Below are 23528 nucleotides of genomic sequence, written 5' to 3'. Positions count from 1 at the left end.
GTCCAGCGTGATCGACATGGCCCGGTCGGTGCCCTCGGCCGAACCCAGCCAGGACTGGTCGTCCTGGCCTCAGAGGTCCACTGGATCCACCTGCGGGGCGGCGCCCCGCTGGGTCGGTGGGGTGACCGCGGAACGGGCCCGGCGTCGGCGGTACACCAGCCAGAAGGGCGGTACGGCCGCCACCGCGACGGTGGAGAGCAGGGCCGCCCAGGCGGGCAGCCCCCACGGTTTCTCGTTCGAGGTGGCGTGGCTCTCCAGCAGCACGTCGTGGTCGACGGCACGGCCGAGCAGGTCGGCGAGGACGTCGAGGTACGTCTCGCCGTGCCGTTCGCTCGGTTCGATGTGCGTGTTCTCGCTGAACTCGTTCCAGCTGATCACGCCGAGGGCGTCCGGCACGGAGCGGCGGGCGGCGGCGAACGAGGCGCGCAGCGTGGCACCGTCGCGCCGGTCCACGTCCCGCCGGCCGCCGATCATGCGCGCGTCGAAGCCGGGCGCGACCGGGGCGATCCAGAGTCCGCCGGTACGTTTGACCGCCTCCGACATGGCGGTCAGCTTCCGGTCGGTCTTCTCCTCGACGGGGTCGGCGGAGGACCAGTAGTACGCCTGACCGTCCAGCACGCCCCGGGTGTCGGCCACCGTGTCGACGTTCTTGGCGTTGCCGAGCACGAGCAGGTGGCTGCGGGCCGCCCCGACGGTGTCGTCGATCTGCTCGGCGGTGAACTTCTCGCTGCCCGTCCAGACCACCACCGGCCGGCCGAAGATGTCGAACACCGGCTCGGTGGCGTACCGGTCGGCGAAGTGCCCCAGGTCGGCGCGGACCGTCGGCAGGGGCAACGGGTCACGACCGAAGTCGAGCCCCTGGTAGACGATGCCGAGCTTGAAGTTCTCCCGCCGCGCCACGTCGACCAGCGCGGCGAGCCGCGCGTCGAGCTGCGGGGTGTGCTTCCAGGAGACCAGGAATCCGTCGATGCCGGCGGCCTTGGCCATCCGGACGTGCCGGCGCAGGATCTCGGTGTCGTCGCTGGAGTACCGCCCGAGCAACGGGTAGTCGGTCTTGGCCCGGTTCCACGAGGTCGGGTTGAACCAGATGTAGTAGTACGCGAGCACCGGTACCGGGGCGGACGTCCCGGCGGGAGTCGGCGCGGCGGCGGCGTGCGGCGGGGCGACCACCCACGGGGGCGCGGCGTCCGGCGGGCCGGCCGGAGCCTGCCACGCCGGCGCGGCAGCGGAGGCCGGCCGGTCGGCGACCGGCAGCGGAGCCAGCAGGGTCAGCAACGCCGCGACCGCGACGGCGGCGCCACGGCGTCCGTCGCTGCGGCGGGCCGCCCGTCCCGCCGGAGCGGGCGACGCGCCGTGCACCACCTGCGGACGGGTCGCCGGTGCCGCCGGTTCGGTAACCGGCGGGTCGGGCACGCCCGCGCCGGCCGACACCGGGACCGGCTGCTCGGACCCGCCGGCCGATACCGGGACCGGCTGTTCGCCCGTGCCGGGCGACGTCGGGGCCGGGACCGGCTGCGCCGGGGTGCCGGAGCCGGGAGCCACTGCGGGCCGGCGCGTGGGAAGGCGGAGCCAGGACGGGCGACGCCACCGCAGGAGTGCCCGGCCCAGGTGCGGTCGGCCGACCAGGATCAGGCCGAGCGCCACGGCCAGCACGCCGAGGATCACCAGGCTCAGGTCGAGGGGACTGATCACGCTGAGTACCACCTGCTGGTCGCGGCTGATGCTGACCGGGCGTCCGAAGGAGACGCCGCCCCCGGCCACCTTCACCTCGTAGGTGCCCCGGGGCAGGTCGGGGACGAGTACCGTGCCGTCGGCGGTGAAGCCGAGCTGCTCGGCCCGACCGTCCGCCCGGGTCAGCATGACGCCGTCCCCGGCCCGGCGACTGAAGATCATGTCCGTCGCGCTGAACGTGACCTTGAAGAACAGCAGCTCGATGACCCACTCCTGCCGGTCCCAGGGCACGAACCGCTGTGCGGCCCGGTTGACCACCGAGGTGCCGTCCACCACCACGCTGTCCACCACGTAGTAGAGCTGCTTCGACGCCAGTCCGCGCGGGCCCTGCTGGGTACGGCTCTCGGCGACCCAGCGGGGCCGGACCAGGTCCGCTCCGCTCAGCTCGTGGATCTCCCCGGTGCTGCTGCGCAGCCGCATCGTGGTGATCCGGTCGGCCGGCACCGGAGCACCGAGCCGCTCGACGAAACTCCACGAGACCCGCCGGACGGTCCGCAGCCCGACCTCGACGATCCGGCGCACCCCGGCGTCCGGGCTGCCCCGGAAGCGGTCGAAGACCACCCGCCGGTCGGGGCCGACCGCCGCCGAGGCGACCACGATCCGGTCGGCGAGGCCGAGGAAGTTCCGCACCCGGACGGCGATCCGCCCGTGGCGGTCGGAGCGCACGGTGGTGCCGTCGACGGTGACCTGGACGCCGGCCAGCGGCGGCACGGTCTGCATCCGCAGGACGCCCGGCCGGCGGGAGGCGGGGCCGTCGGCCAGGGCGGCGACCGGGGTGAGTGCCAGCAGGGTCGCCACCACGACCAGCGGCAGGAGCAGGCGGCTGAGCGGCCCGTTCACCGCGACCTCCGTCCCCGCAGCGCGGCCGTGGCGACCAGCGCCCCGACCAGGGCCACCGCGACGGCGTACGAGGTGTAGACGGGTTCCGGCCGGGGCCGCTGGACCACGGCCGGCTTCCGTTCCGTGTCGAGCAGCACCGCCGGGCGGGGTGGCGACTCGAAGTCGAACGCGCCGAGGAAGTTCGCCGCCTTCCGGTCCCGGTCGGCCAGCGCCGGCAGTCCCCAGTTGGCCTGGATGAACTTGAGCACCGACGCGAAGTCGAGAGTGGTGGACTCCACGTGGCCGCGGCGGGCGTACGGGCTGACCATCAGGGCCGGCACCCGGAAGCCGTAGCCGTACTTGTCGACCTGCGGCGGGGTGACGTGGTCGTACCAGCCGCCCCAGTCGTCGTAGGACCAGAAGAACGCCGAGGACTCCCAGGCCGGCGATCGCATCAGCTGGGTCAGCAGCGAACGGACCAGGGTCTGTCCGGCCCGGATGTTGCCCGGCGGGTGTTCGCTGTTGCCGGCCGGGGCCACGAACGCCACCGCCGGCAGTTCGCCCTTCGCGGCGTCCTCGTAGTACTCGTCCAGGTCGACGATCTTGCTGGACAGTTTCGGGTCGTCGATGTAGCGGGCGTACGCCAGCAGCGGCACCCAGATCACCTGCGCTCCCCGGTCGATCTCCTCCTCGGCGATACGGGTCCGGAAGGTGATCGTCGGGTCGTAGTTCTGCACGTAGAACTTCCAGGAGACTCCGGCCTCCTCCAGCCGGTCGAAGATGGTGGGGATGTCCCCCCAGCCGGTCGTCGGGATGGTCTCCGCCTCGCCGTACGCGCCCGGACCGCCGGTGACCCGGAACATGTGGTTGCGGATGCTGCCCGAGTTCGACGAGCTGAAGAAGCGGTCGAAGATGACGTACTCGTCGGCGACGTTCCAGTAGTAGGGCATCTCCCGGTCGTCGTAGTAGGCCATCGCCATCGTGCCGTCCTTGCCCTGCTTGCTCACCCCCTCGACGAAGCCGTCCATCTTCCCGCCGTTGTACTGGGTGCGGAACGCCTCGGCCGAGTGGTCCAGGTCGATCGCGCCCCGGTCACCGATGTGGAACGGCTCGACACAGGGCTCGGGCTGGCCGCGCTTGACCGGCATGCAGACGCCCTCCGGGATGCCGTCCACCCCGGGCCGGGTGCCGAAGTAGTTGTCGAAGGTGTGGTTCTCCTGCATGAGGTAGACGAAGTGCCGGATCGGCGTGCTGGTCGCGGGCTGTCCGGGCGGGGCGACGGACGTCGGCCCAACCGCCCCGGCGGCGGAGACACCGGCCGCCCCGACGGCGGAGGCACCGACCGGCACGGGGGCGGAGACACCGGCCGGCACGACCCCGGTGGGAGCACCGGCCGACGCGGCGGCCGGTACGGCGGCGATCGGCGCGGCGGCGGCGAGCAGCAGGGCGAGGGCCGCGCCGAGCGGCCGGCGCAGGGCGCCACGCGGAGCCCGGGGACGGTGGGAGTCGGTCATGGACGCACCTCGTAGATCATGATCACGGGAACCGGGGTCCGGTCGGGGCCGTCGACGTACTCGGTGTGCACCACCCGGCCGTGGTACCGCCGGACCAGGGTCAGCAGCCGCTCGGAGAAGTACGTCGACCGTCGGGCGGAGAACGAGTCCCAGACGACGTAGTGCAGGTCGTTGGCGCGCATCGACGCGTCCGGGTTGAGCAGGGGTGTGTAGGACGGATTGCGGTGCAACGGGTTCGGGCTCACCGACAACCCGTAGCTCCGCCGGCTGCCGTAGTAGCGGACGATGTTCGCCATCGACGGGCCGACGGTCAGGATGACCGAGCCCTCCGGGGTGTTGGCCGCCAGCCAGCGGCCGGCCTCGCGGCCCCCGGGCACCCCACCGGAGCCGGCGAGGAAGGTGCTCCGGCCGGCGTGGTTGACGGTGTTCCACGAGGGCCAGAGGAGGCTGACCGCGACCACCGCGACGGCCGCCAGCCGGACCGCCGGGACCAGGCGACGGGCCGGCGTACCCGGCCGGTCGACACCGGTGGACGACGGCTCGGGCGTGCCGTTCGGCGCACCGCCCCCGGCGGGCGGAGGACCGGCCGTGCCCGGCGTGCCGTGCCCGGCGGACGACTCCGGCGGCTGCCCGGCGGACGGCTGCCCGATCGGGGTCGCCGGGCGGGCGCGGCGGGGCCACGCCCGGAGGGCGGGCAGCCGGGTGGGCACCGGCAGCGTCACCAGCGCACGGGCGGCGAGCAGCACCACCGGCACCGCGACGGGCAGCAGGTACTGGAAGCCCTTGACCGGCCAGAGCGTGAAGAACACCACGGGTACGGCGATCCAGGCCAGCAGCAGGGTCTCCCGCCAGGACCGGCGTCGGCGCGCCCACCAGAGGCCACCGAGCGCCACCGCCAGCACGAGCGGCCCCACCGCCGCCGGGACGTTGTCCAGATAGAAGTCCATCGGGTGATTCGGGCGACGGAAGAGCTGCCAGACCAGGTAGTTGCGGCCGGTGCTGCTGCGGCCGGCGAGCGCCTGGGAGAGCGGGTGCACCGCGAAGATCGCGGCGAGCACCGGCAGCGCGACCAGTGTGGCCCGGACCGGCCGGCGCACCATCGGGGTCAACGCGAGGAAGGCGTAGACGCCACCGGCGAGGACGACGCTGGTTTCCTTGGTCAGCATGGTCAGGCCGAGCATCGCGGCGGTGGCCAGGTACCAGACCAGCCGCTGTCCCTGGACGAACCGGACCAGGCAGTAGAGGGTCAGCGTGGCGAAGAGGACCATCGGCCCGTCGAGGAGGACCTGACGGGTGACCACCACGTGGTACGGCATGACCGCCAGCAGGAGCGCGGCGACCAGCCCCACCCGCCGGCCGTAGAGGCGGGCGCCGAGCGGGTAGACCGCGAGCACGGTGGCGACGCCGAGGACGACCACCACCACCCGGCCGGCGACGTCCGCCTCGCCGACCCGGAAGAACGGCGACAGCAGCGCCTGGAAGAGCATCGGATGGGCCCGGAAGACCGGGAAGAGGTCGGCGTAGCGGGGGTTGCCGGCCAGCGAGGCGGCCTGCCCGGCGTACACGGCCTCGTCGCTGTTGAAGCCGAGCGCGTCGAGCTGCCAGGCCCGGACCACGGCGGCGAGCGCGGCGATCACGGTGAGCACGCCGAGCACGGTGGCGCGGTGACCGGTGGCCGGTCGGTCCGCACCGACCGGCTCGGTGCCGGTACGCGGTGCCGGCAGCGTCCCGACCCGCTGCCCGGGTGGGGTCGTCGGAGAGGTGCCGGTGGCGCTCACACGGCGCCCCCGGCACCGGCCAGGTGGGCGTCCCACCGGGGCCACACCGGCGACGGTACGGCCGCGCGGCGGGCCTCGCCCCGCTCCTCGCGGAGCAGGCGCGGGATCTCGTCGGCCCAGCCGAAGCAGTCCGAGGAGACGACCCGGCCGCGCACCGTGGAGAGGAAGCCGGCCAGGATCTCCCGTTCCCGTTGCCGGAGCTGGCTGTAGCCCTGCCCGTCGATGGTGATGGAGGGGGCGAGGTAGCGGAACGGCGGGAAGCCGTACGCGTCGTCGGTGTTGTCGATCATCCGTTCCAGGGTTTCCGTGGGGTCGAGGTCGCTGATCCCGGGCGCGCCCCGCTCGATGACGAAGAGCTCCTCCACCCGGGTGCTGGTGCCCATCCGGCACGGCACCAGGCGGTCGACGCTGTACTTGGGCGGTGGGACGAGCAGTTGGGTGAGCGCGTTGATGCCCATGATCGGCAGGTTGAAGCGGGCCAGTGCCAGCGCCAGCGACCGGCCGCCCCGGGAGTGCAGGCGGCTCTGGATCTGGAGCCGCCGCCACTCCTGCGGGGTGAGGTCCTGCGCCTGCACCGCGCGGAGCGTGTGCGCGCTGATGGTCAGTGGCTTGGGGAAGCAGAGCGCCACGCCGTCCGGCCGGACGATCGTCATGTCGTCGGAGAGGAAGAGTCCGCCGTGGTCGCGGAGCAGCCGCAGCACGGTGGCGGTCTTGCCGGTGTCGGTGAGCGCCGAGAGCATCACCCCGACGCCGTCGAGGGTGACGCAGGCGGAGTGCAGCAGCATGTGCCCCCGGGACACCATCACGAAGCGCAGCAGCGCCTCGATGACGTTGGTGTAGACCACGTGCGGGGAGCGGGCCAGCAGCGGACCGACCTGGATGTCGATCGGCCGGCCGAGCTGGATGCGGAAGTTGGCCCCCAGCCGGCCGAGCTGCTCCTCGTAACGCAGCACCGACCGGTCGGCGTACTGGGTCATCGCCGCGCGCCGCTGCGGGCCGCGTCCGCCCACGTCGGCGACCCGGACGGCGATGTCCACGTCGGCCCCGGCCACCCACTGCGCGCGGAAGAACTCCAGCTCGGGCAGACGGATCTGGGAGCCGATGGTGACCACCCCGGCGACGTCGTACCGGTACTTGAGGTACTGGTACCGGCGGCGCGACGGCGTCGGCAGCGTCTCCGTGCCGTCGACGGCGACCAGCATCCGGACCGGGTCGCGGCGCCCCCGCTCGTCGCCGGTGTAGATGACCCGGTCGTTGACCAGGAACCGGACCAGGAAGAGGGCGCCCAGGGTGACCGCGTTGGCGGCGAGCACCCCGGCCCCCGCCCAGACCAGCGCCTGGAGCACCGGCAGGCGCAACAGCAGCAGGACGTTGTTGAGCAGGAAGAAGCGGGTGGCGCGGGCGGTCAGCCCGGCCCGCCGGTTGCGCCGGTAGATCAGGTTGTCGACCAGCAGGAAGTTCCACGAGGTGGAGACCTGGGTGGCGACCGCCGCGCCGAGCAGGTGGTGCAGCTGGGCGGGTTCGTAGCAGAACCAGAGCACGGCGGTGTTGACCACCATGCCGGAGAGGCCGACCAGGCCGAAGGCGACCAGCCGGCCCAACTCGCGCAGCCGCTCCCGCTGAGCACGGGGGCCGGAGCGGATCTGGCCGATCAGTCGCTGCCCGCGCAGCCGGGTCAGGTGGCGCAGGAAGGCCAGCCCCTCCCGGAGGGTGGCCTTGGACCGACCGGCGTGCCGGGTCGCCATCTCGTACCCGACCTCGGCGACCCGGGCCCCCGGGTGGCGGACCAGCAGCTCCAGCAGGACCTTGAAGCCGACCGGGTTCATCCGGTCCAGCCGGATCGCGGCCCGGCGGACCGCGAACAGGCCGCTCATCGGGTCGCTGACGGTGGCCAGCCGACCGGGGAAGAGACTCTTGACCAGCCGGGTCGCCCAGGAGGAGGTGGCCTCCCGCGCCGGGCCGTCCAGTCCCTCGCGGGAGCCGTTGCCGGCGTACCGGGTGCCGATCACCACGTCTACGTCGTGGCGCATGGCGACGGCGGCGAGCATCGCGGCGGTGGCCGGCGGGTGCTGGAGGTCGGCGTCCATGACCAGGATCCACTCGCCCCGGGCATGCCCGGCCCCGAGGAGCACCGCCCCGCTGAGACCGCCGGTCCGCATGGGCGCGGGGCGGTGCAGCAGGCGTACCGGTAGCGGGGCGTCGAACGCGGCGCGGGCGAGCACGGCGGGGGTGTCGTCGTCGCTGTCGTCGACCACCAGGATCTCCGCGTCGAGCGGGGCGAGCAGTGGACCGAGCCGGGCGATCAGCAGTGGCACGTTCTCCGCCTCGTTGCGGGTGGGCACCACGACGCTGAGCCGGGGTGGCCGATCACCGGCCGATCTCCCGAGGTCCTGCGGCACCGCCGCGGAACTCTCTGGCGTCTGCCTGCTGGCCGGGCCGAGTACGGCTCTGGTCATGCCAACCCCTCACGGTCGAACCGATCGCTCATCGAGCCATTCGTCCGACCGGCGGGCAGCATGTGAGGAATTCTCTTTCGAGAAAGAACGAGACTGCGCCACACCCGCCGGTTAATGGCCCGGGCAGCGGAAGCGTACGAGCGGTGAACCGGGCACGTCCATTACGGCAACAGTCGGCAACGCGACATGCGGGCAGGCGCTTTCCGTCGCGACGAGTTCATGTTCTTCTGATCGTTTCCCCAGCTCAAGCGCTACGGAGATCAGATAGACCCCACCAAAGGAAACAATTATTGAACAGCACCTCCACACCTCGATGATGGAATTTCCGGACGCGAGCACCATTCTCTTTTCCGGCGGTTTCCCGACCGTTTGACCGACCGCCCGACACCGCCGGACCGGCCGGGAAACTGCACCCGACAGGCGGCGTCCGGCGGTCAGTCGAACACCACCGGCGTCACGGTCGGGTCACCGGACGGGCGGACCGGCTGACGGCCCGTCGGCGGAACCGGCGGGCGGGCGGACCGGTTCGGGCGACCCGTCGGCGGGGCGCCGGGCCGCCGGGGGCGCGGCAGCGGGTGGCGGGGCGGGCGCACCGGGGGGCGGCAGGTCGCGCAGGTCCGCGACCAGATCGGAGACCTCGTCGCCGCGCCAGTCGCACCAGGTGCCCGCCGGGGCCGGGGCGCGGCACCCGGCGGAGGCCTCGATCGAGGTGCCCTCACCCCACTCGTTCCAGGTGGTCACCAGCTGCCACCGCGCGCTGGAGGCGTTCATCCGGGCCAGGTTGGCCCACCAACGGTCCCGGTCCCGGGCGAGGAAGGGCTCCTGCCCGTACGCCAGACCGGCCTTCCAGAAGCCGGGCGAGACGGCGAACGTGCCCTCGCCGGGGGCGGTGCTGAAGTCGCTCTCGGCGCTCGCCGGAGCGTACTGGTGCCACCCGTCGATCCGGGGGGTGCCGGGGCAGGTACGGAAGCCCGGGAAGACCTTCAGGTTGACGTAGACGCTCTCGCCGTACCGCTGGGCCAGCAGGTCCCGGGCCTGGTTCCAGCGCTCCACGGTGGCGCAGCCCCGGGCGGTGCTGCCGTCGTTGGCGTTGTAGACGAAGACCACCATGCCCCGACCGGGCAGGACGGCCAGCGGAGAGCGCGCGCCGCCGTAGGTGGTCCGCAGGTAGTGCAGGTCCTCGACGATCCGCTCGACGCTCACCTCGGTGACGCCCTCCGGCTCGTAGTAGGGGGCCCAGGCGAAGCCGGTGTCGCGCGCGCCGGCCATCATCGCCGGCCAGTGCCGGTCGGTGGTGGTGCCCCGGCCGAACCAGGAGGCGATCCCCACGGTGATCCAGCCCTGGCGCATCTCGGCGACCTGCTCCCGGACGGTGCTCTCGTCGATCGAGTAGAAACCCCGGGCGGGCTGGTAGTTGGTGAACGGGTCGAGCCCCTGCTGCTTCCACGCCTCGGGGAACCACGGGTAGTAGAAGGCGGCCCGGACGACCGGCGCGGCGCGGACGACCAGCCGCACCTCCACCTGACGGGTCACCGAGGCGCCCCGGCCCTCGATGGTCAGGGTGAAGGTGCCGGGACGGGTGGAGATCGAGGTGTGCAGGGTCAGCCGGGCCGACGCGCCGGCCGTGACGACGGCCGGGGTGGACTCGGCGGTGGCCCCGGCGGGCAGGTCGGCGACCCGGAGGGCGACCGGCTGGGACGCCCCCGAGGTGACCGTGGTGGCGACGGTGAGCCGGGCCGGATGGCCGGCGGTGACGGTCATCGAGCCGGGCGTGGCGGCGAGCGCGAAGTCGTTCACCGGAGCACCCCGGGCCCGGCCGGGCCGACGGGGGACGCGGGCCGGTCGGGGCCGGTCGGCGAGGGCGCGACGGCCCCGACCGGCGCGGATCGCGCCGGGGTGGACAGGACGACGGGAAGCAGCATGGTCAGCACCACGGTGACGACCACGACCAGACGGCGAGGCATTCGCCCAATTTAGACGGCTTATGCCCGTTTTACGGGACGGCGCGCCGTCCCGGCCACTCCGCCCGCCGTCCCGGCTGCTCCGCCACCGTCAGGGGCGCGACCAGTCGAACTCCGTGCCCAGCCGCGCGGCGAGCGCGTCGTTGTACGGCGCGAAGTACGCGGCCAGCTCCGTCCGGAGCACCGGGTCCATCGCGCTGCTGCGCCGGTCGTTGAACACCTCGAAGCGGGCGAGCTGGTGCGGCGGCAGGCCGAGGAAGTCCAGCACCCGGGCGTACGTCGCGGCCGGCTCCCGGTACAGCGTCTCGCTGGGCAGGAACAGCAGCTGCTCCCGGTCGAACCGGGACAGCCAGGGTTCGAGGTGCTCCAGGTAGCGACCCCGGGCCCGGTAGGTGTACCAGTCGTACGCCTCGCTGAAGTAGGTCGGGTCCGCGACGAGCCGCTCCCGCTCGCCGGCCGTCCGCTCCTCCTCCCGCGCCAGCGCCTCGGCGAACTCCAGCGGCTCCTTCCCCTCGGTGCGCCGCTCCTTCCAGTGCGAGTACGCCCGCTCCACCGGGTCGCGGAGCAGGAAGATCAGCCGTACCGAGGGGAGCAGGTCGGTGACCCGCTGCGGGGCGAGCGGGTGGAACATGTACAGCGGCGCGGCCTCCCCCACCCGGGTCGGCCCGCCGTGCTTGCGTTCCAGCGCCCGGCGCTGCCGCTCGGTCGGGAAGTGCGAGCGGTACCAGGTCTCGCCCCTACCCCAGTTCTCCTCGAAGTAGTGCGAGGTCTTGGTGTTCCACGCCGGGAAGAGCCGGGGCACCAGGGGGTGCTCCAGCAGGTACCGCCAGAGCGAGGTGGTCCCGCCCCGCTTGGTGCCGGCGATCAGGAAGTCCGGCAGCGGACGCTGGTCGCTGGTCCACTCGCCGTAACGCACCAGCGAGCCGCGGACCGCCGTCCGCATCCCCGTGGGCAGCACGCTCTTGGCCCGGTCCCGGATCGTCATCGCGTCCCTCTCGTCGCGCCGGTTCCGGCCACGGCCGTCCGGTCGGGTGAACCCTCGTCCGGCCGGTCCCGGGGGGTCGGCCGCAGCGTCGCCGCAGCCGCCCGGACCACCCGCCGGACCCTTCGGTCGAGCAGCAGCAGGGCGCACCCGGCCGCCAGCAGCAGCACGGTCAGCACCAGCCCGGCGACGCCCCGGCCGGCCAGTGCCGCGCCGACGGTGGCGAGCACCAGGGTGCCCGCGCCGGCCACCGCCCCGGCCTTCAGCAGCGCGCCGGTGAGCAGTGGCTGACCGATCGCGGCGCGGGCGGCGCGGGCGGCGAGCAGGTTCTCCACCACGATCCCGACCGTCCAGGCGACCGCCGCGCCCAGCACACCGTGCCGGGGCACCAGGACCAGGGCGAGACCGACGTTGAGCACCAGACCGGTGGCCGCCGCCGCCAGGTGCCGGCCGCTGTTGCCGCTCATCAGCAGCATGGTCTGCACGATCCCGACCCCGGAGTTGACCATCATCGCGCCGGCCAGCACGGTCATCGCGGTCGCGCCCGCGCCGAACTCCGGCCCGAACAGGCTCAGGAAGCCCGGGGCGAAAAAGCCGAGGAGCAGGTACGCCGGCCAGGAGAGCACGATGATCATCATCGTGGTACGGCGGTAGACCTCGGCGGCCTCGACCGTCCGGCCCTGCCCGAGCAGGCGGGACAGCTGCGGCGCGACCGCCACCCGCAGCCCCTGCATGACCAGCAGCCCGGCGAGCACGTAGCGGCCGACCCCGCCGAGCACACCGGCGTCCGCCTGACCGGCCAGCGCCGAGGTGAGCAGCACGCTGAGCCACATGCTGCTCGCGTCGATGGCCGCCGACCCGGCGCGGGGCAGCGCGAAGCCCCAGAACGTCCGCCAGTCGGCGCGCTCCGGACGCAGCACCGCACCCGAGGTCAGACCGAGCGGACCGAGCAGCAGCACCGCGCAGGCCAGCACCGCCAGGGCGGCCGGGAACAGCCAGCCGCCGAAGGCGAGCACCACCCCGGCACCGCCGACCACCGCCGCCGCCACCAGCAGTGGCCGGGCCAACGGCACCAGCACGTACTGGACGGCCACCACGGCGGTCACCGGACGGACCGCACGTACCGCGGCGACCAGCACCGTCATCGCCACGGTCAGCGGCAGGGTGGCGAACGCCAGCCGCAGCAGCGCCGGCCCGTCGCCACCGGGGCGGTCGAACAGCACCGGGGCCAGCGGCCCGGCCAGGGCCACCCCGCCCACGGCGACCACGGCCGACCCGAGCAGGGTGGGCACCAGCGCGACCGGGAGCAGCCGGGCGGCGTCCCCCCGGGGGCCCAGCCGTCGCCGGGGCAGTGCCCAGACCAGGGCGGTGTCCGCGCCCGCGCAACAGAGCACGCCGACGATCGTGACGACGCCGATCGCGGTGAAGACCGCCCCGGAACCGGCCGGCCCGAAGCCCCGCACGATGACCAGGGTCAGTACGAAGCCGAGCAGCCCGTTGACGGCTGCTCCGGCCAACCCGACCGCGCCGTTGCGGGTGCCGCGCCGGACCTCTCCCCCGGCGCCGGCCCGGTCGGTACGGTCAGACACCCCGCCCCCGCCGCTGCGCCAGGCTCAGCACCCGCTCCCCGGAGACCAGGCCCAACGCCACCGGCAGGGTCACCAGGACCCGCTTCTCGACCGGGTTGAGCCGGACCACCCGGGCCAGCTCGCGCAACGCCTCTCCGCGCCGGTGCCCGGAGGCCAGCGCGAAGGCGATCTGGCCGTGGATCCGGGCCAGGCCGGTCCGGCTACGGGCCAGCTCGGGGTGCTTGGCGAGCAGGTAGCGGGACGCCTCGACGATGACCGCCCAGCGCCCGAAGAAGAACGAGCCGCCGTGCCAGTCGACCACCACCAGCACCTCGGGAGCGATCACCACCGGACCGTGGGCGGCGACCCGCAACAGCCACTCGTAGTCCTCGCCGTAGCCGCCGGGGATCTCCTCGTCCACCGGGCCGATCGCGTCCCAGGTGGACCGGCGGACCAGCATCGTGCTGGAGTGCACCTCCATCACCCGGTCGGCGAGGAAGTCGTCCAGGGTGACCTCGTCGGCGTCGAGCTGGCGGTCCTTGGCGATGCCCGGCCCCTGCAACCGGATGCCGCAGCTCGCCGCCGCCGCGTCGGGCCGCCTCCGCAGCAGCTCGACCTGCCGGGTCAACCGGGCGGGTAGCCAGAGGTCGTCGTCGTCGCAGAAGGCGATCAGCTCGCCGGTGGCCACGTCCGCGCCGGTGTTGCGCCCGCCGGGCAGCCCCTGCCGGTGGCTGTTGTTCACGTAGCTCAACGTCCGCCCGCGCTCCGGCACCCGGACCTCCAGCGGTCGGATGTCGCAGTGGTCGTAGACCACCACGCACTCGATCTCACCCGGGTAGTCCTGGTCCAGCACCGCCTGCACGGCCCGCTCCAACAGGCCCGGCCGGTCCCGGGTGGCGATCACCGCGGTCACCCGCGGGTACGTCTGGTCGGTCGGTGCCAGCTCAGTCACGTCCATCCCTCGTCAGAACGAAGCCGACCGGGTTCACCCCGGCGGCGCGGAGCCGATCGACCACCCGGTGCAGGTGCGCGGTCCGGGTCCGGTCCCGGGCGGCGACCAGCACCGCGAAGCCGGCTCGGGCGATCCGCACGCCACGGTCGTCGCGGGTCGCGGCCGGGGCGTCGAGCAGGACCAGCCCCCGGTCGTCGCCGGAGTCGAGGTCCCGGATCAGCCGGACGACGCCGGTGCCGATGCGGACCGTCCGGTCGTCGGTGGCGGCCGGGCCGGTCGGGGCGACCGGCGTGGCCGGCGCGGAGGCCGGAACGCTGGCCGAGCCGGACGCCGCCGCCGGCGTGGGCGGCTTCGGTGGCTCGTTCGCGATGCCGGACCGGTACACGGCACCGTTCTTGCTCTCCGGTCCCGGGCTGGGCCGGGGCTTGCGGACCGGGGTGATCAGCACCGTGTCGTCGGAGTTGCCCGTCGCCGGAGCAGCGCCCGTCGTCCGGGCCGAGCGCACCGGCGTGATCTGCACGGTGTCGTCCGGCCCGCTCGCGGCGCCGGCACCGCCCGCCGGTCGGGGCGAGCGCACCGCCGTGATCTGCACGGTGTCGTCCATCGACCGGGGCGGCTCGGTGGCCTCGGCGGCGGGGCGGGGCTTCGGGATCAGCTCGACGGCGGGCTTCGCCGCGGGCGCGGGGACGGGGTTGGCGAGTTGGGGCCGGGGGGCGGTGACCGCCGGTGGGACGCGCCGCTGGGCGGCGAGCAGGACCGGCCGGATCTGCTCCAGGCTCTCCGGGGAACTGCCCAGCCGCACCTCGTGCCCGGCCTCGGCCAGGACGGCGGCGAGCCCCGCGCTCACCTGGGCCCGGCCCTCGTCCTCGTCGCTGGAGAGCACCACCAGCGGGACCGGTTTCGGCCGCTCGATCCACTGGTTCAGCGCCAGGGCGAGGTAGCGCATGTCGGACGTGGCGGCGTCGCCCTTGCCGCGCTGCACCGTGCCGAGCAGCGGCGCCCCGATGATCTCGGACGCCTCCTTGGCCGAGCGCACCCGACGGTCGACCGCCTCCCGGACGAAGGCCAGCACCGCGCCGAGCAGCACCCCGCCGAGCAGCCCGGCCAGGACGAAGACCGGGGCCGAGTCCCGGTTCGAGGGAACCGGCTCGCGGGCGGCGCTGGTGACCGAACCGGGGCTGAGGTCCGCTGAGGCGATCTTGGAACGCTGCTCGGCGAGCTGGGCCAACTGGTCGTTCAGGGCCCGGATCTGGTCGAGCAGGGCGCTGGTCCGGGGGCCGGTGTTCGAGCCCTCGGAGGGCAACTGCCGCTGGGTGGTGGTCCGCTGCGTGGTCACCAGCGAGATGGTCTCGTCGTACGACTTGAGCACGGCGGCGCGCTGGTCCTCGTACATCCCCTTGCGGATGGTGAGGTACGTGTCGGCCGCCCCGTTCGCCCCCGCGACCGCCTCCCGCTCGCTCTCCCCGGCGTAGCTGAACCGCAGCAGCTGACCGCCGACCGGGGTCTCCACCTTCAGCGCGTTGCCCACGCCCTCGACGTCCCGACCGGTGATCTGGGCCACCCTGTCGATGACGTCGTTGCTGGTGGCGATGCCGGTCTCGGCGGTCATGTTGACCGCCCGGTCGGCGCCCCCGGCGGGCAGCGAGAACGGGTCGGTGACCACCGGCCGGACCACGACCACGGTCGTCGCGGTGTAGACGGCCGGCACGAAGACGAGGTAGGCGACGACCAGGAGCAGCAGCAGTCCCACCGCGGCGAGCACGGTACGCCAGCGACGTAGGGGGATTCGCGCGAGATCCGCCAGCCCCACAGGGCGTGGTCGGGCGACGTCGGTGGCGTCCATCAGACAGGTCCTCTTGGGGTGCGGCGGGGGGCGTACGGAGTGCCGGTGGTCGACCCACACTCGCGGACGGTCGGTCCTCCTATTGTCGTCGACGGTCGCACCCGGGTCCTCCCCCCGGTCACCCGGAGTTCAGTCGAATCTCCCGTGGCACCCGGACGGCCGACCACGGGGGTCGGCCGTCCGGGCACCGGTCGAGCGTCGGTGGGTCAGGACGTGGCGTAGAACAGCGTCCGGCTGGACCAGTTCGTGCCGAGCAGGCCGCCGTCGAGCTGGGTCGCGGCGGAGCCGTCCACGGCCGCCCCGTCGAACGGCACGGCCCACAGGGCACCGAGCGCCGTGCCGTACACGATCCGCCCGTCGACCCAGGTCAGTCCCCGGGCCGTGCCCCAGGTCACGCCCTGGCTGGGGACGGTGAACTCGGAGGCGCCGACGGTGTAGCCGTCCGGCTCCAGGTAGCGGTAGTACAGCACGTTCTGCCCGGCTTTGGTGTAGTACATCCGACCGTCCAGGTAGAACGCCCCGCTCATGATGGCCGGGTTGAACCAGTCGTTGTAGCCGCTGCCGACCCAGGGGGCGCCCACCGTACCGCCGCTGAACACCGAGATCCCGAGGTAGCTGCCGCCCGGGGCGGTCGCGTCCGTCTTCGACCAGTAGAGCCGGTTGTGCACGACGAACGCCGCGCCCGCCGCGGTCACGTTCGGCTGGCTGACCACGGTCGGCGTGCCGAGCGTCGCGGCGCCGTTGAAGGCCACCTTGGTGAGCTGGCCGTCGGTGCCCCCGACGTAGAGGTACCCGGGAACGGTCTGCGGCGCGTTCACCGCCGGGGTGACCCGGCCGCCGGCCAGCGGGAAGAGCGCCATCCGGCCGTGGTACTCGCCGCCGGCACCGTCGTTGTCGAAGCCGGCGTGGATGCCGGTGCTGCCCCGCCACAGCTCCCAGACGATCGGGCCCCAGTTGGTGGTGCCCGCCGGAGCGCCGGTGCGCTGCGGGTTCCAGACCAGCGGCATGCCGTTGATCGGGTCGAGCGCGCCGTAGCCGAACCGGTTGATCGCCCCCGGGCCGGCCGCGTCGTTGCCGTTGGTGTTGTTCAGCCAGCGGAAGTGCCCGCCGACGTAGACCACGTTGTCGGCCACCTCGACCGAGGTCACCGAGTCGTGACCGGTGTGGTTCACCCAGGTGCCGTCGATCGCGCTGCCCCGGGTGTCCGTCTCGAAGCGGGCGATCGTGTCGCAGTACGCCCCGCTCGCCCGGCCGCCGTCCGCGACGATCACGAAGTAGCTGCCGTCGTCGGAGAAGTCGACGTCCCGGGCGTAGAACGGGAAGCTCGCGCTGGAGCAGGGGTGCACGTAACGCTGGGTGCTCCAGTCGGCGACCGTCGGGGTGCCGGCCAGCTCGACCACCACCACCTGATTACGGGACAGCCCGTTCACCAGGGTGAAGTTGCCGACCGCGACCAGCGTGCCGCCGTCCGGCGACACGTCCAGCCCCCAGACCAGCTCGGTGCTGGTGCGGGCCACCGACGCGTCGACCTGGAAGGTCGGGTCGATCGCGCCGGTGGTGGCGTTCAGCCGGGCCAGCAGCGAGTGGGAGGTGCCGTTGATCCAGTGGAAGGCGCCGGCGACGTACAGGTGGTTGCCCCGGACGATGGTGCGCCGCACCTGGCCGCCGTCACTGCGCCCCACCCAGGAGCCCACCGTCGCGCCGGTGGCCGGGTCCAGGGCGACGAGGTTCTTCCGGGACACCCCGTTCACGTTCTTGAAGTTCCCGCCGACGATCAGCTTGCCGTCCGGGTTGACCGCCAGCGCGTGCACCGCGCCGTCCAGCACCGGCGTGAACGAGGCCTTCAGCGCGCCGGTCGCCCGGTCGTACGCGAAGAGGTAGTTGCGGGGCGTCCAGGTCGCCGCGCCGGGGCTCTTGACCGAGGTGAAGCTGCCGCCCGCGTAGACCGTGTCGCCGATCTCGGCGAACGCCTTGACGTCGCCGTTCTGCGCGTGCGGGGTGGTGTCCACCGGGTTCGGCGAGGTGAGGGTGCTGGCCACCGGCGTGAAGTCGGCGGCCCCGACCGACGACGCCACCCCCAGCGTGGCGACCAGTGCCGGCACGGAGATCGCGGCGAGCCAGCGGACCGCGGCCGATCTCCGGCCCGGTCGGGTTGACGTTCTGAGTGACACTGGGCGGCCCCCAAGGATGAAGTGATACAGGCGTAGCTTGCTGCGCCGGTGGCCGGCGCACATCACCCGACCGGTCCGGACGTGCCGTAACTCGGCCGTCGCGCACCGTTCGGGAATCAGGTCTGGTTCGTCCATCGGAACGGCTCCACCTCCTTGCGGGCGGAGACCGTCCACCGGGTCGCCAGGAGGAGGTCGTGCTCGGTGACCTGGTCCGCCTCACGGGCCAGGACGAGTCCTCGGCGGTCCAGTTCCCGGGCCATCTCGACCTGGTGGTCGTCGACGTGTTCGCCGTGGCACCGGCGACGGGGCACGTAGATGGCGCGCTGGCCGGCCCGCAGCGCGGTCAGCGCGGAGCCGACCCCGGCGTGGGTGACCACCACGTCCGCCTCCCGCATCGCCTGCCGCAGCTCGGCGAAGGGCACCTGTGCGCGGGCGTCGGCGGGCATCCGGGGGATCCGCGTCGACCCGACCTGCCACAGCACCTCGGCCGACGGGGGAATGACCCGCGTCAGCCGTTCCAGCAGCCGGGGAAACCCGTACTTCTGGGTGCCGAGGGTGACGACGACCCGGGAGACGGGGCGGGTGGCGGACGACTCGCGGGGCACGTACGCGTCGAAGATCGAGCCGCCGTACCGCCAGCGACCGTCGGCCCACGAGGGGTACTGGGTGTAGAGCCCGGTCCCCGGCAGTCGGGCCACCATCCGTCCGGTGAGCGACGGTCCCGTCGTGCGGGTGGCGCTCTCGATGTAGTGGCAGGCCACGCCGGACCGGACGGCGGGCAGGAAGAACGACGCCGCGACGCTGGCCCCGGTGCTGACCACCCGACTGAACCGACCGCCGCGCAGCACCCGCCGGGCCGCCACCAGGTCCCGTACCGCGCCGACCAGGTCCCGGCTGGTGGCCGGCGGGACGTGGATGACCTCCGCGCCGTCGAGCAACGAACGGCTCTGCGGGGAGTCGAAGGTCACCCAGACGCAGTCGTCCCGCACACCGAGCCGGGGCACGAGGTCGTGCAGCTCGGCGAGGTGACCACCGGTGGAGGCGACGAGGAGCGTGGTCACCGACGCCCACCCCGGCCGGTCACCGCCGGCCCGACCGGCGGCACCGGTACGGGCACCACGCGGACGGTGCGGAGGTGGGTCAACGCCACGGGCGTCCTTCCTGGACGGTACGAACGTCTCGGCCGGTCCGGATGGTCGGAACGTGGAGCGACGGCACGACCACCGGGCGCACTCGCCCGGCGTCCGCCGTACGGATCCGCGGGTCGAGCCCGGCCGGCGGCCGGTGATGCTCCGGTCCCCTCCGCGCCCCGGGTGTCCCGACCTTCCGGTCACCACGTGCGGGGGCACGGCGAACAACGACCAAGCGGTGAAACATTAAAGGAATACCCGCGCTCCCGGAAGGGACGGTCCGACGATTCCTCGCATTGTGGAGGTTCGACCGGACGGCCGCCGAACCGCCCCCACCCGTCCGTACGGCACGCCCGTCCGCCGGTCGACCGACCGGCGGACCGGGGCCGGACATGCGAAACCGGGGCGGACAGCGGTTTCCCGCCCGGTTACGGCCCTACCGCAGCCGCGCGGCCAGCAGGTCCAACAGGGCCGGGTGCAGCTTCGGACTCCAGCCCCCACCGCCCGCGGCCAGCTCCGCGGTGCGCAGCCAGAGTTCGATGAGATAAGCGTCACCCACCAGCCGGCGGCCGGCGGCGTCCAGCCCGACGGCCGGTCCCTGCCGGTCGAGCAGGGCCCGCATCTGCTCCGCCGCCCCGGCGGCGGGCCGCCCGCCCAGCGACAGCGCGGTCTGGAAGCCCTGGTGCGCGAGGTCGAAGCCGACCGGCCGGTCGGTGCCGCCGTTCTCCCAGTCCCAGGCGATCAGGCGGCCCCGGTGGGTGCCGAGGTTCCACGGCACCCAGTCGCCGTGCCAGTCGCCGAACTCGAGGGCCACCTCGCCGTCCCGGGCCGCCAGTGCGGTCACGGCGTCCCGGACCGGGCCACCCGCCACCGCCGCGCGGGCGGTCAGGTCGGCCAGGAACGGTGAGCCGCGCAACGGCCGGACCGGGCCGGGCGCGCCACCGCGCCGGGCCACCGCCAGCATCGCGGCGATCCGGGGCTCCTCCGGACGGCGCAGGCCCCGCACCCCGGCGGGCATCGGTTCGACCACGGTCACCGCGAGGTCACCCCAGCCCACCTCGCCCAGCAGCCGGGGCGCGTCGGGCAGGTCACCACCGTCGCGCGGCAGGCCCCGCAGGGCCGCCGCCTCGGCCCGGACCATGGACCGGGTCGCGTCGTTCCAGCCGATCTTCGCGTACCCCCGGGGGCGTCCCCGGTCGTCGAAGAGCTGGAGGGTCGGCTTGTGGTGCGGATCGGGCGGACGGATACCGATGGCGGCGTGCAGCCGGCCACCGAGCACACCGGCCAGATGGTCGACCAGGAGCACCTCGGCCGGTTCCACCCCCGCCGGCACCGAGACGGTCAGCACGGGCATCCCCGCCGCCCCGGTGGCCCCCACCCCGGCCAGCAGGCCGACCGCGAGGCGGTTCAGCCGCACCCGGGGCGGACGCAGGGCGTTGTACGCCCAGGTCGAGGCCGCCCCGACCCGTCGTGAGGCGAGCGGCAGGAGGAACCGGGCCCGCTCCACCGACGGCACCACCGCGTACCGCACGGTCACCGCGCCGGCCGCGTCCCGCCGGGTGGCGGTGGACTGTTCCCGGGAGACCGACAACCGCAGCCGGGGATCGGGGAAGACCGCCCGGGTGACCCACCCGATGCCGTCCTGCCGCTCCCTGGGGTCGCCGTCCCGCCGCTCCGCCACCACCGTGCCGCCCCCTGTCCGCGCCCGCACCCGCCACGTCCGCGCGCACACGATAGGTGACGCCCCGCCCGCACCGCACCGCGCGGTACGCGCGCGGCGCTGGGCGGCGCGGATGCAGTGCGGTGCGGTGCGGCGCGGTGCGGGTGCGGGTGCGGCGCGGTACGGAGGACGCTCCGGGGAGGAGGGTGGCTAGCGCTGCCAGACGCGGATGTAGTCGACCCGGAAGTCGGCCGGGAAGACCGTGCCCCCGTCCGGGTCGCCGAGCCAGCCACCGACCTGGAAGTTCAGCCGGAGGTTGTACGGCTTGTGGAACACCTCGTCGAACCAGGGCGTCGTGGCGCGGTTGCGCTCGTACACCTTGCGGCCGTCGATGTACCAGCGGATCGCGTCCGGCTCCCACTCGGTGGTGTACGTGTGGAACCCGTCGCCGGGGTACCCGCCGTCCGGGAAGGTCCACCGCTGGTCCTGCTTGACCGGGGTGTAGTCGTAGAAGATGGCCTGGGTGGCAGCCCGGTAGTACTGGTTGCCGCCGGGCAGCTCCACCACGTCGATCTCGCCCCGGCCACCGTCCTCCGGCCGCAGCCAGAACGCCGGCCAGAGCCCCCGCGAGTCGTTCGGCCCGTTGGGCGACTCGGCCCGCATCTCGAACCGGCCGTACGTCCACGAGTGGCGGCCGATGGTGTCCAGGTAGCTCTGGGTGTACTGCCGGGTCTGCGAGCTGCACTGGGCGGTCTGCCGCAGTGCGCGCAGGGTCAGCACGCCGCCGGAGACGAAGGTGTTCTCCGGGCTGTCGACGTTGCAGCCCTTGTCGATGTCCCGCGCCTCACCGGTCCGCAGGTTCCACTTGGCACGGTTGACCGAGTCGCCGTTGAACTCGTCGTTCCAGACCATCTGCCAGCCGGGCACCTGGCCGGGCGGGGTCTGCGTCGGGCTCGGCGAGGGGCGGCTCGGGGTGGCCGACGGGGTGGGCCTGGCCGTGGTCGGCGCCGGCGTCGGCTTGGCCGTCGTCCGGCTCGGGGACGGCTGCGGCGCGGCCGTCGTCCGGGAGGGCGTCGGCACCGGCCGGCTCCCGCCGCCCTTGTAGGTCACCACCAGCTCGGGACGGATCTGGGAGCGGGAGTTGTCCCGGGAGGCCCAGTAGATCCGGGTGTTGCGGTCCTGCTGGGTCAGCGCGAACGTGTAGGAGCCGTTGCCGGTGACCGCCCGGCTGACGTCCCACTCGTTGTGCCCCCGGTCGACCTCGTTGACGCCGTCCAGCGCCGGCCCGAGGGAGGGGCGCGCGTCCCAGTCGCCGGGGAAGGTGGCCGACCCGGCGGCGAAGTGGGCGAAGACCCTGGCCTGGAACGGATCCCAGGCGTGCACCCGCAGGGTGGCCCGGACGTCCCGGGCGCCACTGGGGATCGCGGTCACGTCGAACTGCAACAGCGCGTCCCGGCGGCCGTTCGGGTTCCGGTCGCACAGCCGTGGGCAGCTCGCCAGCGTCGTCTTGACGCTGTTGTCGCCGTCCTGGACCACCTGCGTCGCGGTGGTGTCCGCGACCGCGCCCACAGTGACCGACGTGTTCTCGTCGGCGAACAGCGGCAGCACGGAGACGGCCAACATCACCGTCGTCCCTGCGGCCACCAACGCGATCGCTGAGCCTCGTCGTAACATCAGACTCCCCGGTGACCGGTCGTACTCGGGCTGTCAATGACAAAAAGTAGCTGCACGCTAACCAGGTGGTCGGGAATTAACCAGGGCCGAACCGCGACTTTACCCTCCGCTAAGACTCGACCCGCCGGCACGGCCAACGCTACCTGCGGACCGGCGTCCTCCGCTCGGCAGTCAGATCGGCGCCACTGGCCCTGAAGCCGGCCGCCACGATCGCCCTGCCGAGCGAGTTGCTGGCCGGGTGCCGGTACGACGGGTGGCTACGGGCACGGGCGGGTCAGCGTGCTGGCCTGCGTCAGGGTCCGTTCCGGGGTTCGCCCGGCGGACGGGCGCAGGAGGCGTGGCCGGAGTGGTCGAGGGCGTACCCGGTCACCGGTCCCGGCGCGGAACCCCGCGCCGGGACCGGCGCTCCGAGCGGCGTACTACCGCCGCCGCACTCCCGACTGGCCGCTCTGCGCCGTGTGGAAGCTCTGCGTCGACCCGCTCGACGCCGACGGGTTGCTGAGCTGACCGGACGACGGGTTGCCGGACTGGCTGGCCGAGTAACCGTACGAGTAGCCGGAGCTCTGACCCGACGTCTGGGACCCGGAGGCCTGGTATCCCGAGGCGCCGTACGGCGAGCTGAGGTTGCTGACCGTCGTGTTCGACGGGTTGGTCGGGTAGCTGTACGAGTACTGCGACTCCACGTCGTTCTGGACCGGGCGCTGCTGGTTGTTGCCGTAGTACCAGCTGTGCAGGGCCATCGCGCCCGCGCCGACGCCGTGCGCGATGGCCCCCGCGTCCCGGGTGGTGGTGGAGGCGGCACCCGCGGTGCCGACCCCCCAGGCGATCGCGCCGCCCGCCTGGAGCGCGCCGGCCGCCGCGCCCAGGACCCGTTCCCAGCTCACGCTCGAGTCCCGGAGCGCCTGGACGGCCGAGGCGCCGACCTTGTACACGCCCGGAGCGGCGGCCAGCGCGACACCCACGCCGGTCCCCACCCCGCTGGAGGCGAGGCCCGCCCCGCCCTGGGCCACCGGGGAGGCGAACGCCGCCAGCGCGGCGGCGACGCTGTCGTCGTTCTCGCGGACCCACCGTCCGCTCTGCTGCGCGTACGTCATCAGGCGGTTCTGGTTGTCGAGCATGTGGTAGCTGGTGCCGCCCTGCGGCCAGTCCACCTGGATCTGGTCACCCGGGCCGGGGCTGGTCCGGCCGGACGAGGACGACGAGGACGACGGGTAGTTCGAGCTCTGCGAGGCCTCGTACCCGGACGACTGATACCCGTTGTTGTTCATGGACTCCTCCATGCTGGAAGA

The 23528-nt window shown here is 73.4% G+C and carries 15 protein-coding genes; all 15 read right to left on the bottom strand.

Annotation, left to right across the window (positions count from 1 at the left end; genetic code table 11):
• Window positions 1–69 precede the first annotated feature (69 nt).
• The 15 genes from AB0F58_RS22835 to AB0F58_RS22765 all read right to left on the bottom strand — a co-directional run bounded on the left by AB0F58_RS22835 (window position 70) and on the right by AB0F58_RS22765 (window position 23507).
• Complete coding sequence (locus AB0F58_RS22835; protein ID WP_357146309.1) at window positions 70–2571, bottom strand: endo-1,3-alpha-glucanase family glycosylhydrolase; 2502 nt, start codon at window positions 2569–2571, stop codon at window positions 70–72.
• Complete coding sequence (locus tag AB0F58_RS22830; protein ID WP_357146306.1) at window positions 2568–4064, bottom strand: alkaline phosphatase family protein; 1497 nt, start codon at window positions 4062–4064, stop codon at window positions 2568–2570. Before AB0F58_RS22830 ends, AB0F58_RS22835 begins: the two co-directional genes overlap by 4 nt.
• Complete coding sequence (locus AB0F58_RS22825) at window positions 4061–5842, bottom strand: glycosyltransferase family 39 protein (RefSeq protein WP_357146304.1); 1782 nt, start codon at window positions 5840–5842, stop codon at window positions 4061–4063. Before AB0F58_RS22825 ends, AB0F58_RS22830 begins: the two co-directional genes overlap by 4 nt.
• Complete coding sequence (locus AB0F58_RS22820) at window positions 5839–8298, bottom strand: glycosyltransferase (protein ID WP_357146302.1); 2460 nt, start codon at window positions 8296–8298, stop codon at window positions 5839–5841. Before AB0F58_RS22820 ends, AB0F58_RS22825 begins: the two co-directional genes overlap by 4 nt.
• 465 nt (window positions 8299–8763) lie before the next feature.
• Window positions 8764–10095, bottom strand: coding sequence for a hypothetical protein (locus AB0F58_RS22815; RefSeq protein WP_357146299.1), 1332 nt, complete (start codon window positions 10093–10095; stop codon window positions 8764–8766).
• On the bottom strand, window positions 10092–10262 hold the full coding sequence (locus AB0F58_RS22810) for a hypothetical protein (protein WP_357146296.1): 171 nt from the start codon (window positions 10260–10262) through the stop codon (window positions 10092–10094). The genes AB0F58_RS22815 and AB0F58_RS22810 overlap by 4 nt, the downstream gene beginning before the upstream one ends.
• Before the next feature lie 88 nt (window positions 10263–10350).
• Entirely contained in the window at window positions 10351–11244 is an 894-nt protein-coding gene (locus tag AB0F58_RS22805; RefSeq protein WP_357146293.1) for a sulfotransferase domain-containing protein, read from the bottom strand.
• Entirely contained in the window at window positions 11241–12830 is a 1590-nt protein-coding gene (locus AB0F58_RS22800; protein WP_357146290.1) for a lipopolysaccharide biosynthesis protein, read from the bottom strand. Before AB0F58_RS22800 ends, AB0F58_RS22805 begins: the two co-directional genes overlap by 4 nt.
• Window positions 12823–13761, bottom strand: a complete 939-nt coding sequence (locus AB0F58_RS22795; protein WP_357146287.1) for a glycosyltransferase family A protein — start codon at window positions 13759–13761, stop codon at window positions 12823–12825. Before AB0F58_RS22795 ends, AB0F58_RS22800 begins: the two co-directional genes overlap by 8 nt.
• The gene (locus tag AB0F58_RS22790) at window positions 13754–15604 is read right to left on the bottom strand and encodes a hypothetical protein (RefSeq protein ID WP_357146284.1); all 1851 of its coding nucleotides are present in this window, start codon (window positions 15602–15604) and stop codon (window positions 13754–13756) included. The genes AB0F58_RS22795 and AB0F58_RS22790 overlap by 8 nt, the downstream gene beginning before the upstream one ends.
• 206 nt (window positions 15605–15810) lie before the next feature.
• Entirely contained in the window at window positions 15811–17706 is a 1896-nt protein-coding gene (locus tag AB0F58_RS22785; RefSeq protein ID WP_357146281.1) for a delta-60 repeat domain-containing protein, read from the bottom strand.
• A 185-nt stretch (window positions 17707–17891) separates the two neighbouring features.
• Window positions 17892–18836, bottom strand: a complete 945-nt coding sequence (locus tag AB0F58_RS22780) for a glycosyltransferase (protein ID WP_357146278.1) — start codon at window positions 18834–18836, stop codon at window positions 17892–17894.
• A 505-nt stretch (window positions 18837–19341) separates the two neighbouring features.
• On the bottom strand, window positions 19342–20616 hold the full coding sequence (locus AB0F58_RS22775; RefSeq protein ID WP_357146275.1) for a hypothetical protein: 1275 nt from the start codon (window positions 20614–20616) through the stop codon (window positions 19342–19344).
• Window positions 20617–20775: 159 nt separating this feature from the next.
• Window positions 20776–22188, bottom strand: a complete 1413-nt coding sequence (locus AB0F58_RS22770; protein WP_357146271.1) for a family 16 glycosylhydrolase — start codon at window positions 22186–22188, stop codon at window positions 20776–20778.
• Window positions 22189–22658: 470 nt separating this feature from the next.
• Window positions 22659–23507, bottom strand: coding sequence for a hypothetical protein (locus tag AB0F58_RS22765; protein WP_357146268.1), 849 nt, complete (start codon window positions 23505–23507; stop codon window positions 22659–22661).
• Window positions 23508–23528: the final 21 nt, after the last annotated feature.

It is taken from the genome of Micromonospora sp. NPDC023956 (assembly GCF_040639195.1).
GTDB lineage: Bacteria > Actinomycetota > Actinomycetes > Mycobacteriales > Micromonosporaceae > Micromonospora.
The sequence above is the reverse complement of the archived record's forward strand: the minus strand, read 5'-3'. Positions and strand labels throughout refer to the sequence as shown.

Coding starts and splice junctions, on each gene's coding strand:
- AB0F58_RS22830 (WP_357146306.1), bottom strand. CDS start 4,064: ATGACCGACTCCCACCGTCCCCGGGCTCCGCGTGGCGCCCTGCGCCGG.
- AB0F58_RS22820 (WP_357146302.1), bottom strand. CDS start 8,298: ATGACCAGAGCCGTACTCGGCCCGGCCAGCAGGCAGACGCCAGAGAGT.
- AB0F58_RS22810 (WP_357146296.1), bottom strand. CDS start 10,262: ATGCCTCGCCGTCTGGTCGTGGTCGTCACCGTGGTGCTGACCATGCTG.
- AB0F58_RS22805 (WP_357146293.1), bottom strand. CDS start 11,244: ATGACGATCCGGGACCGGGCCAAGAGCGTGCTGCCCACGGGGATGCGG.
- AB0F58_RS22790 (WP_357146284.1), bottom strand. CDS start 15,604: ATGGACGCCACCGACGTCGCCCGACCACGCCCTGTGGGGCTGGCGGAT.
- AB0F58_RS22770 (WP_357146271.1), bottom strand. CDS start 22,188: ATGTTGGCCGTCTCCGTGCTGCCGCTGTTCGCCGACGAGAACACGTCG.
- AB0F58_RS22765 (WP_357146268.1), bottom strand. CDS start 23,507: ATGAACAACAACGGGTATCAGTCGTCCGGGTACGAGGCCTCGCAGAGC.